Source organism: Gordonia hongkongensis (genome assembly GCF_023078355.1).
Taxonomy (GTDB): domain Bacteria; phylum Actinomycetota; class Actinomycetes; order Mycobacteriales; family Mycobacteriaceae; genus Gordonia; species Gordonia hongkongensis.
This window is the reverse complement of the sequence record NZ_CP095552.1, coordinates 1,449,797-1,462,677: the sequence shown is the minus strand read 5'-3', so window position 1 is coordinate 1,462,677 and position 12,881 is coordinate 1,449,797. Positions and strand designations below refer to the sequence as shown.

Genomic DNA, 12,881 nt, shown 5'->3' with positions numbered 1-12,881 from the left:
ACCGGCGGTTAGGTCCAGTACTCCTCGTCGAAGACCGCATCGGGGATCTCGTCCCCGGGTTCGACGCCGAGCGACTGGATGCGGCCCATGATGGCGGCCGCGGTCGCCACGTAGGTGACGAGATCGGTTGGCTCGACGTCTCGTTCGGCGGGATCACCGCCGAGGAATTCATACAGGGCGGGTGGCACGCAGGCACCCATGTCCAGGGCGCGGGTACCGGTCGCCTCCCGCCACGCATCGAAGCTCGCCACGTCGACGGCCTCGGCGACTTCACCGGTCCGGACGGCCTCGGACACCTCGTCGACGGTGGCCAGCTCACCCGAGGTCCCGCTCGACGGGTCGAAGCCGAAAACCGTGTCGGCGGCGGTGGTCTCGTCGTCGGAGAGGGTGAAGTAGACGATGCCCCGCCAGTCGGAGCCCAAGGCCGCGATGTCCGTGCGGTCGAAGATCTCGCCGAGCAGTTCGCCGACCTGATCCCGCTGTCGAGCGCCGAACACCTGAAACGCGCCCGAGGCCACCACTTGTCCCTGCTTGTTCGCCACGACGGCCACCTTACGCAGGTCAGTCGTCGATACCCAGGACGACCACGCGACCCGTCGTCAGCGACAGGTACACCGTCGCGCGCCACTCCGGTGACGAAAACGCACGGTCGAGGGCGGGCCCGCCGACAAAGCCGCCGGGCGGCACCAGGTCGCGCAACGCGCCCGCCACCGAGTCAGGCGGGGCCACCGGATCGGCGTCGTACTGCCCCGCCCATGCTGCCGCGCGCTCGGTACCGACGTTCACGACCGCGTCGAACCAGTACGTGGATGGTCCGGGGACCCTGTCCGACGAGTTGCCACCGAGGGTGCCGGCCGTCCAACCCTCGATCACCGAACCCTGCAGGAGCGGAAACCGTCTGATCACCGGCCCCTCGTCACGCTGTGGGCCGGCGGTCACGATCTTGGTGGAGGGCGGCGGCGCTGACGTCGACGCCGGAGGCGAGGGGATCGGATCGCGATCGTGCGGTGCCGCAGGCGCACAACCCGCGAGAACGCCAGACCCCGCGGCGCACGCGGCGAGGACGGCCATCAGCCGCTCGAACCGATGAACACCCATCCCGTAACGGTAGCCCGTCGCCGGAGTCGAACGCGAAACATCCACTGTCTGAACGAACTACACAAGTCAGACCAGTCGGCGGCTGACCGACGCCGGCAGGAACTTCAGCGCGGCCGCGATGGGTGTCCAGGGCCACGCGGGCACCGGGGCCCAGTCCTTCTCCGCCTCGATCGCCTTGACGAGCGCGTCGACGCCCCTGTCGGTCTCGACCATCAGGGACGTCTGCACGCCTCGGTTGATATCGGTCTCGATGTAGCCCGGCGCGACCACCGACACCGTGATCGGCGACGACGCGAACTCGGCCTGGAGTCCCTGCCCCAGCGCCGTCAGCCCGGCTTTCGACGCCGAATAGGCGGCCTGCGACTTGGGCATGCCGCGAACACCCGAGATGGAGCTGATCAGCACGAGGTGCCCGGCGTTCTGCGCGCGGAAGATCTCCAGCGCCGCCTCGGCCTGGGCCAGCGCGCCGACGAGATTGGTCTGCACCGTCTCGATGTTCGCGGCGGCCTTGCCGGTGCCGAGGGGTGCGCCCTTGCCGAGTCCGGCGTTGACGATGACCCGGTCGAGACCGCCCAGACCGTCGGCCAGCCTCCCGAAGACCTCGGGGACGGCGTCGACGTCGGTGACGTCCAGCGTCGCGACCTCGACCTGTGCGGCGGTGGGCCGCAGTTCGCCGGCCAGCGCGTCCAGCTTCTCGCGGCGGCGCGCCGCGAGGGCGAGCGAACGTCCCTGGGCGGCGAATCGTCGGGCCATGCCTTCCCCGAGCCCCGAACTCGCACCCGTGATGAGAATCCTCTGCCGTGTCGTCACGAGGACCAGGCTACCGGCCGGTAAGTTCTGCCTTCCCGGTCGCCCGGCGCGACCTACTTCAGCAACCGCGACATCCGACGGTCCGCCAGCACCTTCCCGCCCGTCTGGCACGTGGCGCAGTACTGGAAGGACCGGTCCGCGAACGACACCTCGCGGACGATGTCGCCGCACACCGGACAGGGCAGGCCGGTGCGGGCGTGCACGCGCAGACCGGTGCGCTTCTCGGACTTCAGCCGCGCGACGGCCTGCCCCTCCAGACGCCCGGTCGCGTCGGTGAGCACGCCGCGCATGGCGTCGTAGAGGGTCGCGACCTGGTCGGCCTTCAGTGTTTTCGACGACGCGAACGGCGACAGGTGTGCGGTGTGCAGGATCTCGTCGGAGTAGGCGTTGCCGATCCCGGCGATGGTGTGCTGGTCGGTGAGCACGTTCTTGATCCGGCCGGTGGTGCCGGCGAGGATCTCGGCGAACTGTTCGGACGTCAGCTCGAGCGCGTCGGGTCCCAGACCGGCGATCCGTTCGACGTCGGCGAGGTCGCGGACCAGCCACACCGCGAGTCGTTTCTGCGTCCCGGCCTCGGTGACGTCGAACCCCTCACCGGGTAGGCCGCAGTGCACGCGCAGGGCGATCGGGCTCTTCCCGCCCGGCCGCAGGGGTTTGGGCGACAGGTCCTCGCTCCACCGCACCCAGCCCGCCCGCGACAGATGGATGACCAGCTGCAGCAACGGCTCTGACGCAGTGGCCGCCGAACCGGGAATGGTACGGATGACCAGGTACTTCCCCACCCGGCCGACGGATTCGACGATCCGGTCCATCAGCGCCGTGTAGGGCGGGTCGGCGGTCTTCAGGACCGACAACGACGCGACGTCGACCCGGCGGATCGGCAGTCCGGCCGCACGGCCGTCGACGTAGTCGGCGATGGCGGCCACCTCTGGGAGCTCAGGCATGCCACCAGTGTGCTCTAGTTGTGGGATGAACTCCCGACTTTCCGACGCCGAGCTGGCCGCCCGGATCGCGCAGGGAGCCGGCGAAGTACTCCTCGGAATCCGTTCGGGCGACCTGCTCGGCGGCGCGATGCTCGGCGATGTGGGCGATGCGCTTGCGCAGGCTTGGATCTCGACGGTGCTCCGCAAACACCGGCCACGCGATGCGGTGTTGTCCGAGGAAGCCGCCGACGTCGGCGACCGGGCCACCGCGTCGCGCGTGTGGATCATCGACCCCCTGGACGGCACAAGGGAATTCGCCGGCGGCTCGCCGGACTGGGCCGTACACGTCGCGCTGACCGAGAGCGGGATCGTCACCGAGGCGTCGGTGTCCCTGCCCGCGACGGGTGAACTGTTCCGTTCCGACACCGTCGCGGAGACCACCGGCGAACTGACCCGGCGTCTCGTCACCTCCCGGTGGGGCGGCTCGTATGAGACCAGCTACGTGGCGAACCGGCTGGGTCTGCAGATGGTGCCGGTCGGTTCGGCCGGCGCGAAGGCGATGGCCGTCGTCCGCGGGGATGCCGATGCCTATGTCCACGCCGGCGGTCAGTACGAGTGGGACAACGCAGCGCCGGTGGGGGTCGCCCTGGCGGCCGGACTGCACTGCAGTCGCCTCGACGGGTCGGAGATCGTATACAACAACCGGCATCCGTACATGCCGGACTTCGTCATCTGCCGCAGCGAGATCCGCGAGGAGATGCTCGGCGCGCTGCGTCAGATCTGGTGAACTGAACCGGTGAACGGCATCGGCGACGCGGTGGTGCGCATCGGGCCCGCACTGGTGGTGGCCGTCGTACTGCTGGCCGTGGTCGCCGTGCTGGTGAACCGTCGGAGCGGATTGGCCCGGGAGACCGTCGTCGCCGCGCTCCGGGCCGGCGCGCAACTCGCGGCGCTGGCTGCCGTGCTCGCCGCCGTCATCCCCCACCTGTGGGCCTCGGCGCTGTTCGTCGCGGTGATGGCGACCGCCGCGTCCTGGACCTCGGCCCGACGAGTGCGACCGGGGGGTCCCCGCCTGGCGGGAACCGCCTGGTGTGCCGGGCCGGTGGCGGCGCCGACGATCGCGATCGTCACCGCTCTGGTGACAGTCGGTGTGCTTCCTGCCCGCGGCATCGCTGTGATCCCCACTGCCGGCATCATGCTCGGCGGCGCGATGGTCACCGCCTCGCTCGCCGGACGCCGGGCGCATGACGAGCTGTCGGTCCGTCGCGGCGAGGTGGAAGCCGCGCTGTCGCTCGGCTTCGACCCGCGGGACGCTCGGATGGAGATCGCCGGCCCGCCCTCGGCGACCGCGCTCGTCCCCGGCCTCGATCAGACGAAGTCGGTGGGACTCGTCACGATCCCCGGCGCGTTCGTCGGCATGGTCCTCGGCGGGGCGTCGGTGTGGGCGGCCGCGGCGATGCAGATGTTCGTGCTGATCGCCTTGCTCGCGGTGAGTTCCATCGCGATGCTCGTGACGGTGGAACTGGTGGCGCGAGAGCACCTGTGATCTGGCGACGCATCTCACCAGGACCCTTCGTGACGCTCGCAAGCTCGCTCCTCAGGGAGCGGGGTGGGCCCCGAGGTGCGAGGAAGCGAGCGCAGCCCCTCCGTTCCCTGAGCCTGGATCCGTGGAAGGAGTTCAGGTGGGGTGGGGTTGGGGCGCGTGATCGCCTGATTGTGTTGTGGGCGTGTGGTATTCGCTGACCTGTGTCAGCCTTTTCACTGGGGTTCCTTGGTGGTGGGTGGGCGGGTGGCGACGTCAGGTCAGGTGGTGTTGGCCGCGGCCCACAGGGTGGTGAAGGCGTGTTGGGTGGGCCAGTGTCGGGGTAGGTGCAGGACCGGTGTTCGTGCTGGTCGGGCTAGTCGGGCGGGTATCGCGATGAGGGTGCGGCGCAGCGTAGCGCCCCGCGCGGCTCGCAGTGTGGGGGTGTTGGTGAGTGCGGCGAGGGTGCGCATCAGGTTGTGGCTGATCGCGGTCAGGGCCAGCCAGGCGGCGTTGGCGCCGAACCGTCCGGAGGGCAGATGCGCCAGTGGTCCGTCGATGAGGTCGGCGAACACGGTTTCGATGATGGCGTGGCGGCGGTGGATGAGGTCGGCGGTGACGGTGTCGTCGGTGGTGTTGGTGAAAAACGAGTGGTACCGCCACGCGGGCATCAATGTGTCGGTGCCGGCGGGGTGGTGGGCTGTGACCCGACGCACGATCAGTCGCGCGGTGACCGGCTGGGCGGAGTCCGGTTGCACGGTGTAGGTGGTTTCGGCGACTTCGGCGTCAGAGATCAGTTCGCCGGTGTCGGGGTCGGTGACCGCCCCGGGATAGTGCACCGGGGTCCAGGCGTCGTCTCCGATCGCGGTGATGGCGCGGGTGATCGCGGTATTGGTGCGCAGGACCAGCGAGAACGTCGCTCCGAGGCGTTGACAGGTACGCATCACCGCAGCGGTGCCATAGGCGGCGTCGCCGCGCACGGTGATCTCCCCGCTCGCCCCACACCGGCGTGCGGTGGTCAGGGTTTCAGCGATCATTCTCGCTGCCCCGTTCCCGGAAGCGGTGCGCCCGGCGCGTAGCCAGGCGTTGGCGATCACCGGGGCATGCCCGGCTGCGGACAGGGTGGCGATTAGTGGGGACAACCCTTTGCGCAGGAGTTCACGCCCGGCGATTTTGGCGTGCCCGTAGGAGCCGCCTTCTTTCTGGTAGCCGTAGACCGGGCGTAGTAGTGAGTCAATGTCGACAAATACCTGGGACCCGTCGGTGGGCAGCAGACCCGCCGTGGCGCACATCGCCGGCAATGTGTGGGTCATCACCGCGTTGAGTTGCCGGGCATGTCCGGGGGTGAACTCGCGCAGCGTTTGTCCGATCGTGGCTGGGGCGTACACGCGGTCGAACAGGCGGGTGTGCCCACCACTGCGGACCCTTCCGAGGTCGTCGATACTGTCAGCGCCGCAACACAATCCGGCGATCACGGTCAACAGTTTCGCCTCGAGGTTGGCCCCGGCGGAGGCGACCTGGGTGGTGCCGAGATCGACCCGTTCGCCCAGCAGGGACGCCAACCCGGTCGACTCGGCCACTCTCATGACCGGTACCAGCCCGGCGTGCGACACCAGGTTATCGTCGTCGAAGACCGCGGACTCGGCGGAGAACGTGTGCGATACTTTCACTGAAAATGCCTTTTGACTGGTTTGTTTTGTTGTCTCAACACCACCAATCATTCCAGCTCAGAGGGCATTTTCACGTTATCGACACCCCGCACCCGTCCACGGATCCAGGCTGAGGAGCGCCCGGAGCCTGCGGAGGGCGCGTCACGAAGGGTCCGGCTACTGGCGACTCTTCCGCAGCAGATAGATGTCCATGATCCAGCCGATCCGGTCCCGGGCCTCGGCGCGAGCTTCGACGATCCGGTCCGTCACCTCACCGACCTTGCCGCTGATCAGGATCTCGTCCTCGGTGCCGACGTAGGCGCCCCACCAGATGTGATCCTCCGGGTCGGCGGTGTTCCGGAAGGTGAGGTCGGCGTCGAGCATCACGATCTGATTCGCGTCGGCGCCCGCGGGCGTCTCCGCGAGGCGTCGGCCCGTGGTCGTGTGGATCGGTTCGCCGACGCGATTGGCGACGATGCGGTGGGCCGCCGTGAGCGCGCTCGCGCTGGTCACGCCGGGGATGACCTCGACAGCGAGTTCGAGGTCGTCGCGGGCGGCGAGATCGTCGACGATCCGCAGCGTGCTGTCGTAGAGGGCGGGGTCACCCCAGACGAGGAACGCGGCCACTCCCCCGTCGCCGACCTCGTCGCGCAGTGCGCCGGCGATCAGCTCGGCGCGCGCGGCGTGCCAGCGCCGGACCTCGGCGTCGTAGTCGGCCGGTTCCCGGTCGCGTGGCGGATCGGGGATCTCCACCAGCGAATGCCCCTCGCGCGCATACTCGTCGAGGATGGCGCGGCGTGCGTCGAGGAGGCCGCTCTTCGCCGTGCCCTTCTCCAGCGCGAGGAAGGCATCGACGTCGGCCATCGCGTCGATCGCCTGCAGCGTGATCTGACGCGGTCCGCCGGGCCCGATCCCGATGACTCGCAAGGTGAGTCGCACGGTCAGATCTTCACCTTCGAGAGTCCGTGCTTGCGCGCGGTCATGTCCAGGATCAGCTGTCGCGGCGCGAGACGCCGGAGCAGGAAGACCACTCCCGCCTGATTGCCCTTGGCGTAGAACGGCTTCGGATGCTCGGCCAGCGCGGCGTCGACGATCTGGTTGGCCATGCTCACCGCACTGATGCCCGCGTCCTCGTTGCGCCGGGTGGCGGCGGCGAGCGTCTCGTACTCGGCGCGATAGGGCGAGTCGTCGCCGATGTGGATGCTCCGGCGATCACCGATGCCGGTGGCGATCGTGCCGGGTTCGACACTGATCATCCGTATCCCGTACGGCGCCAACTCGCGTCGCGACGCGAGCGCGAAGGCCTTCAGCGCCGACTTGGTCGCGGCGTAATTGGACCGGAAGGCGACCGGGAAGCTGGACAACATCGACCCGACCATCACGACCGTGCCCCGGCGCCGGAGACGCATGCCGGGCAACACCGCTTTGGTCAGCGCGATCGGCCCGAAGACGTTGACCCGGAACAGATCCTCGACGGCCGCCATCGAGGTGTCCTCGAGCGCACCGGCCTGGGACTCGCCGGCGTTGTTGATCAGGATGTCCACGTCGCCGACGAGGGCCGCGCAGGACTCGGCGGATTCGTAGTCGGCGTTGTCGAGCCGGACGTAGGTGACGCCCTGGATCGGGTTGCGTACGGAATCCGGATTGCGGGTGGTGCCGTAGACCCGGTGTCCCCTCGCGACGAACTGGCGGGCGACCTCGGCCCCGATGCCACTGGTCGCGCCGGTCACGAGGACTGTCTGTGAACTCACGACCGCAACGGTAGCGCAGCGGCCGACGGGTCAGATGAGCTTGTCGTACCGGCGGGTGAGGATGCTCAGTTCTGCTGCCACGCGCTCAGTGTCGGGACCGTAGGGGCGCCGCGGATTCCGGGTGAACCAGTCGGCAATCCGCTGGCCCGGCGTCCGCTGGCCGACGGGGGTACGTCGCGCGGTGAGACTCAGTAGGCCGGCTGCACCGACGACCGAGGCGACCACGACAAGGGCGAGAACGAAGAGGAGTGTCATGGCAGTAATCCTCCGCCCACATCATTTCGGCCACCAGTGGCAGTTCAGTCGATGTTCGCAAATTATCTGCCATACTGGTCAGGTGCTGCATTCGGTTGGTGTCCTCCTGTACGGACACGTCGCGCTCTTCGAATTCGGTGTCGTCCACGAGGTGTTCGGCCTCGACCGCACCGACGACGACGTCCCCGCCTTCGACTTCCGGGTCGCCACACCGGATCCCGATACCGCGCTGGCCGTCGGCAACGGGGTGTCGATCCAGGTCTCGCACACCCTGGACGAGTGCCGCGACGTCGATCTCGTCGTCATCCCCGGCGGAAGCATCAGCGGCGACTACCCCGTCGAGATCCTGGACACCATCCGTGCGGTCGTCGACAACGGCGGACGTGTCCTCACCGTCTGCTCGGGCGCGTTCGTCGCCGGCGCGGCCGGACTCCTCGACGGCCGTCGGTGCACCACCCACTGGCGCTACGGCGACCATCTCGCGCGCATGTTCCCCCAGGCGCAGGTCGACACCGACGTCCTCTTCGTCGACGACGGACCCGTGACCACGAGCGCCGGCACAGCCGCCGGGATCGACGCGTCGTTGCATCTGGTCCGCGAATCCTGGGGACCGGCCGTCGCCAACCGCATCGCGCGGCGCATGGTCGTGCCGCCACACCGCGACGGCGGACAACGCCAGTTCGTCGAGGCCCCGATGCCGGCGTGCACCGACGAGGGCTTCGGGTCGCTCTTGGCCTGGATGACGGCCAACCTCGACCGCGACATCAGCATCGACGACATGGCGTCCCGGATGCACATGTCCGGACGTACCTTTGCGCGTCGCTTCGTCGACGAGGTCGGCATCTCGCCTCGCCGCTGGCTGACCGAACAGCGAGTGCTGTCGGCGAAGAACCTGCTCGAGACGACCACCGCCAGCGTCGACGAGGTGGCACGCCAGGTCGGCTTCACGTCGGCGACGCTGCTGCGACACCATTTCGCCGCGAGTGTCGGCGTCTCGCCACTCGTCTACCGTCGGCGGTTCGCGAAATCCGGCGCGAGTTCGTAGGCCGAAACCCCGCGAGACGGCACTCGCGCAGCGGAACGGCCAGACTGGTGCCCTCGGTAGGATTCGAACCTACGACCTACCCTTTAGGAGAGGGTTGCTCTATCCCCTGAGCTACGAAGGCGGACCGCGAAGAGCCCACGGTGGCGCGGCTCCCCGACAGCGGGAGTCTACGCGAGCGACCTCACCCGGCCACACCACACACCTCAGATTGTGAAGATCGTGTAGCTCGCCCCCCGTCGCCGGGAACACCCACGACGATATGTGACGCCCGGCGTCGGAATGCGAGCACCGGTACAATCAACCCCGACGCGAACCGGACATTTCCGGCTGTGATCGTCACCACTGAGGACACCCCGGCGTTGAGGTTCCTGCCAGCCTGTGTCCGTACACTGCCTACCGCATACGTTCTACCGTTTCACCCGGGGAGGTCTTTTCGTTGGTGCACGCGGCATCAGGATCGGCGCGCACCGCCGACGACGACGAGACCACGGCCACCGCTGTCGAGTCGCCGGACTCCGCCACCGTGGCACCCCGTCCCGCCGAGTCGGCCCCTCCCGCGCCCACGACCAAGCCCCGCGGTCGGGCGCACACCGCCGACTTCGTCCGGGTCGTCCTGTTCACCTTCGTGGTCGTCGCGCACAGCATCAACGCCATCAACGGCGGTGCCGACGAGATCAGGGGCGCGAATCTCGTCGGCACCCTGTGCCACCTGACGCGATACGGCTTCGTGGCGGTGACCCTCTACGTCCTCGTGCTGAGCATGCAGGGTCGGGAGATGTCGCCGTGGCAGTTCTGGCGGCGTCGTTTCGGGCTCGTCGTCGGGCCCTACCTGGCATGGACGCTGATCTACACGATCACCGACCACATCATCATCGCCGACAATCCGTTCCCGCCGATCAGTGAGATGGCGCCGCGCCTCGCGCACGACCTCCTCGTCGGCGAGGGCAAGTATCAGCTGTACTTCCTGCTGATCTCGATGCAGATCTACCTGTTCTTCCCGCTGATCTCGTGGCTGTTCGAGCGGGGCCGCAGCCGACCGTGGCTGATGCTGGCCGGCGGGACCGCGATCCAGCTGCTGGTGTTCGTCATCTACCAGTACCTGCCCCGACCGTCGGGTCAGGTGTGGGACGTCGCCTACCAGCACCTGTGGAAGACGCTGCCGATGTACGCGCTCTTCATCACCATGGGCGTGCTGGCCGCGCAGCATCGCGAGGCGGTCGATCGTTGGCTCCGCGACCACATGGCGACGGTCGTCCTGGTCGCGGCGGGCTGCGCGGCCTTCCCGTTGCCGGATACCTGTTGGCGACATCGCCGGGCAACGTGCCGTGGAAGGCCAACACCGCCTGGAACCCGGTGTCGCTCCCCTGGTTCATCGGCGGCTTCGTCCTGCTGTGGCTGATCGGCCTCGTCTGGGATGACCGACGCGCCGCCGGCCGGCCCGCCGGCGGAAAACTGGTCTCCCAGGCGACCCTGCGCGCTTTCGGGGTCTTCGCGGTACACCCGCTGATCCTGGACGTCCTCGGACGCGTCGGATTCCTCAGCGGCCTCTTCGACTGGTTCCCGCATTCGGCGATCCTGCGCTCGATCATCTTGGTCGTGCTGGTACTGACGGCCTCGCTGGCGCTCGTCGACGTCCTCCTACGCCTACCGTTCAGCAAATGGCTCACCGCCCGGCCCCGCATCCCCCTGTTGCCGAAGCGGAACAAGAAGAAGCAGGACCGGGCGGTGGAAGTCGGTCAGTCGGCGGGGGCTGAGAAGGAGTCCGCCGGCTAGTTTCTGGCTAGTTGTACTTCGGGTTGTTGATCACCGGGATCTCGATGTTGATCGGCATCCGCAGTTCGGACATGTAGAAGAGCACGAACTGGCGGAGGAACTCGTCGAACAGCCAGTACGCCTCACGCGGCATGCCGACGTTGAGCAGGCCCTCGCGGATCTGTACGTACGGACCCCACGCCGTCTCGAGCAGCGGGCTCCACACGGGCTCCCGCGGGATCTGATACCAGTTGGCGACCTTGTCACCGAGCACGAATCGCGTGAGCGCCCCCAGGACGCCGCGCGAGATCAGCGAGAGGTCGAGGTTCATGCCGAGGTCGAGCAGCATGTCGGCGAGCTTGCGACCCTCGGGGGTCGGCGCCAGGATCGGGTCGAGGACCTGCTGCGCCTGCGAGTCGGCGGCGGCCCAGGAGGCGGGGATGTACTCGTCCTGGACGCCCAGCAGGCGAGCGGTGATCTGCCACGAATGCAGGAATCCGGCGGATTCGTCGGCCGCGATCGGGACGTTCCACTTGTCGAAGTTGCGCATGACGGTCGTCGGCAGGCTGTGCCAGGTGACCATGATGTCGGCCTGACTGATCGGCTTCTTCTCCGTCGCGCCGTGCACCCAGTGCGGCGACTGCGGCAGGAGGTGGCGCACGCCGGCGTGCGCCATACGGGTCTTCACGCAGGTCACGATCATCTCGCCGCCGGGCTGATAGGCGTTGAGCGATCCGATGTCGTATCCGAGCTTCGCGGTCTTGGTGATGCGGTCCTTGAGGTCCCATCCGCCCTTGGAGTAGTAGACCGACCGGGCCTCGCGCGGGATGACGGTGCTCATCATGCCGCTGGCGAAGCCGTACAGGACGCCGAGGTAGGTTCCGCGCTTCTGGTTGAATCGGACCGCGTCGGCCAGCTTGGCCTGGTCGGCCCACGCGGGCAGCTGACGAGCGTGCTCCATGAAGTCGCGCAGTTCCGAGGGCAGACCGGCGGGCAGCGGCTGCGAGTTACGATGCCACGTGCGCAGCAGGCGATTGACGTTGCGCACCTGCCCGCTGTCGATGACCTTGGCGATCACCGGGTCGGCCTCGTCGTCCCACAGCTGCCGCGGATCCGCGCCGCGCCCGCGGCCGGGCACCGAGTTCGCCGGCGACCACGTCCACGGCGTCGTCTGCGAGAGCGCCGCGACCGCACCGGCGGCGCCGACGACACCGCCCGCGCGTATCAGGTTCCGCCTGTTCAGATCTTCCATGACCCCGTCCCATCACTTCCATGTATCAATGTGACAAACAACGTATCCTTGTATCATTGTTACCACCGCGTGGTCCAGAACACACCTCTTTCGCGAATTTTGCGATCATGGAAGCTCATGCGGTCATGATGTGAGGAAGGGGGTGAGGCGAGTGACCACGCAGCCGTCCGGCGCTTCGCTGTCCAGCTCGCTTCTCCAGCGGGCGTTTCTCGAATCCGCGGCTCAGTCCGACGAGGCCGCCGATCCCACCGCCGAACGTCTGCTCGACGCGGCCTTCGAACTCTTCTGCCGACTGGGTGTGCAACGGACGCCGATGGAGAAGGTGGCGAAGAGCGCCGGCGTCACGAGGGTCACCCTGTATCGCAAGTTCGCCACCAAGGACGCCCTGGTCGACCAGGTGGTGCTCCGCGAGTTCCGCCGGTACTTCGACCGGTTCCGCGCGGAGATCCCCCGCGCCGACACCGTGGCCGACCGCGTCGTCGTCGGGTTCGTCGGTTCGCTGCGGGCGATCTCCGGCAACCCCCTGATCGGTGAGATCAGCGACGCCGAGCCCAGCATGCTGATCGAATCGATGATCGGCGGCGACGGCATGCTGCTCGCGACGGTCCAGCACTTCGTCGCCGCCCAGCTGCGCCGGGAACAGCTGGCGGGCAACATCTCCGACGAACTCGACGTCGATCTCGTGGCCGAGATGATGGTCCGCATCTCCGCGTCGTTCCTCACCGTGCCCAGCCGCGTCGTCGACATCACCGACGACGCGCAGCTCGCCACGGTGGCGCGCCAGTTCCTCGTACCGATGCTCAATCCCGCGCAGTAAACCGCCG

13 protein-coding genes, 1 tRNA gene and 1 pseudogene are annotated in these 12,881 nt (G+C 68.1%); 5 read left to right on the top strand and 10 right to left on the bottom strand.

What is annotated here, in order from left to right; all coding sequences use genetic code 11:
* Window positions 1-8: 8 nt before the first annotated feature.
* The 4 genes from MVF96_RS06655 to MVF96_RS06640 all read right to left on the bottom strand — a co-directional run bounded on the left by MVF96_RS06655 (window position 9) and on the right by MVF96_RS06640 (window position 2,852).
* Window positions 9-542, bottom strand: a complete 534-nt coding sequence (locus MVF96_RS06655) for a hypothetical protein (protein WP_247451708.1) — start codon at window positions 540-542, stop codon at window positions 9-11.
* A gap of 19 nt (window positions 543-561) precedes the next feature.
* Window positions 562-1,098 carry a hypothetical protein gene (locus tag MVF96_RS06650; protein WP_159370320.1) on the bottom strand — a complete coding sequence of 179 codons (537 nt, stop codon included), beginning with the start codon at window positions 1,096-1,098 and terminating at the stop codon, window positions 562-564.
* Between the two features lie 66 nt (window positions 1,099-1,164).
* Window positions 1,165-1,908: an SDR family oxidoreductase gene (locus MVF96_RS06645; RefSeq protein ID WP_159370319.1), complete on the bottom strand. Its 744-nt coding sequence runs from the start codon at window positions 1,906-1,908 to the stop codon at window positions 1,165-1,167.
* Between the two features lie 53 nt (window positions 1,909-1,961).
* Window positions 1,962-2,852, bottom strand: a complete 891-nt coding sequence (locus MVF96_RS06640; protein ID WP_247451707.1) for a DNA-formamidopyrimidine glycosylase family protein — start codon at window positions 2,850-2,852, stop codon at window positions 1,962-1,964.
* 25 nt (window positions 2,853-2,877) lie between these two features.
* On the opposite strand from MVF96_RS06640, the gene MVF96_RS06635 reads away from it, so the two are divergent.
* On the top strand, window positions 2,878-3,618 hold the full coding sequence (locus tag MVF96_RS06635) for a 3'(2'),5'-bisphosphate nucleotidase CysQ (protein ID WP_078113407.1): 741 nt from the start codon (window positions 2,878-2,880) through the stop codon (window positions 3,616-3,618).
* A gap of 9 nt (window positions 3,619-3,627) precedes the next feature.
* On the top strand, window positions 3,628-4,377 hold the full coding sequence (locus MVF96_RS06630) for an ABC transporter permease (protein ID WP_247451706.1): 750 nt from the start codon (window positions 3,628-3,630) through the stop codon (window positions 4,375-4,377).
* A gap of 257 nt (window positions 4,378-4,634) precedes the next feature.
* On the opposite strand, the gene MVF96_RS06625 is transcribed toward MVF96_RS06630, so the two are convergent.
* The 4 genes from MVF96_RS06625 to MVF96_RS06610 all read right to left on the bottom strand — a co-directional run bounded on the left by MVF96_RS06625 (window position 4,635) and on the right by MVF96_RS06610 (window position 8,008).
* Window positions 4,635-6,023: an IS1380 family transposase gene (locus MVF96_RS06625; protein ID WP_247451705.1), complete on the bottom strand. Its 1,389-nt coding sequence runs from the start codon at window positions 6,021-6,023 to the stop codon at window positions 4,635-4,637.
* 156 nt (window positions 6,024-6,179) lie between these two features.
* Window positions 6,180-6,941 (bottom strand): precorrin-6A synthase (deacetylating), encoded by a 762-nt coding sequence (gene cobF / locus MVF96_RS06620; RefSeq protein WP_247451704.1) that lies wholly within the window; start codon window positions 6,939-6,941, stop codon window positions 6,180-6,182.
* A 2-nt stretch (window positions 6,942-6,943) separates the two neighbouring features.
* Window positions 6,944-7,753, bottom strand: a complete 810-nt coding sequence (locus MVF96_RS06615; protein ID WP_247451703.1) for an SDR family oxidoreductase — start codon at window positions 7,751-7,753, stop codon at window positions 6,944-6,946.
* Between the two features lie 30 nt (window positions 7,754-7,783).
* A complete protein-coding gene (locus MVF96_RS06610; RefSeq protein ID WP_058251556.1) occupies window positions 7,784-8,008 on the bottom strand; it encodes a hypothetical protein in 225 nt (74 codons plus the stop codon).
* An 82-nt stretch (window positions 8,009-8,090) separates the two neighbouring features.
* Between MVF96_RS06610 and MVF96_RS06605 the strand changes: the two genes are divergently transcribed.
* On the top strand, window positions 8,091-9,053 hold the full coding sequence (locus MVF96_RS06605) for a GlxA family transcriptional regulator (protein ID WP_247451702.1): 963 nt from the start codon (window positions 8,091-8,093) through the stop codon (window positions 9,051-9,053).
* A 45-nt stretch (window positions 9,054-9,098) separates the two neighbouring features.
* Here the strand turns inward: MVF96_RS06605 and MVF96_RS06600 are convergent.
* A tRNA-Arg gene (locus MVF96_RS06600) sits at window positions 9,099-9,174 on the bottom strand.
* A gap of 318 nt (window positions 9,175-9,492) precedes the next feature.
* Between MVF96_RS06600 and MVF96_RS06595 the strand changes: the two are divergent.
* Window positions 9,493-10,826, top strand: a pseudogene (locus MVF96_RS06595) (acyltransferase).
* A 7-nt stretch (window positions 10,827-10,833) separates the two neighbouring features.
* Here MVF96_RS06595 and MVF96_RS06590 read toward each other — a convergent pair.
* Complete coding sequence (locus MVF96_RS06590) at window positions 10,834-12,057, bottom strand: oxygenase MpaB family protein (protein WP_058251559.1); 1,224 nt, start codon at window positions 12,055-12,057, stop codon at window positions 10,834-10,836.
* A gap of 151 nt (window positions 12,058-12,208) precedes the next feature.
* Here MVF96_RS06590 and MVF96_RS06585 point away from each other — a divergent pair, with 151 nt between their 5' ends.
* Window positions 12,209-12,874, top strand: a complete 666-nt coding sequence (locus tag MVF96_RS06585) for a TetR/AcrR family transcriptional regulator (protein ID WP_068972455.1) — start codon at window positions 12,209-12,211, stop codon at window positions 12,872-12,874.
* Window positions 12,875-12,881 lie beyond the last annotated feature (7 nt).